The organism is Paraburkholderia sp. RL17-381-BIF-C (assembly GCF_046026435.1).
In the GTDB taxonomy this organism is placed as follows: domain Bacteria; phylum Pseudomonadota; class Gammaproteobacteria; order Burkholderiales; family Burkholderiaceae; genus Paraburkholderia.
This window is the reverse complement of the sequence record NZ_JARESX010000253.1, coordinates 1-326: the sequence shown is the minus strand read 5'-3', so window position 1 is coordinate 326 and position 326 is coordinate 1. Positions and strand designations below refer to the sequence as shown.

Annotated in this window: 1 protein-coding gene; it reads right to left on the bottom strand. The window is 59.5% G+C overall.

From position 1 onward, the window contains the following. Positions 1–326 (bottom strand): NAD(P)/FAD-dependent oxidoreductase (locus P0D70_RS36935; RefSeq protein ID WP_408188147.1); only part of this gene is annotated, 326 nt, incomplete at both ends.

The window sequence follows — 326 nt, the reverse complement described above, 5'->3', positions numbered from 1 at the left end:
CTTGTCATTCAGCTGACGGCCCAGATGCCCACGCGCGCCCTCACAGAACAGCGTGTACTTCGCGTGCAACTCCATGCCGAGCTGGAAGTTCTCGGTCGGTTCACCGTCCTTGCCGATCCCGAGGTTGCCGGTGGCGACGCCTTTGACCGAACCGTCATCGTTATAGAGGATTTCGGCCGCAGGAAAGCCCGGGAAAATCTCCACGCCCAGCGCCTCAGCCTGCTGACCCAGCCAGCGCGTCACATTCGCGAGACTGATCACATAATTACCGTGATTCTTGAAGTTATCCGGCAACGCCCAGACCGGCACGCTCTTCGAACCGGTTT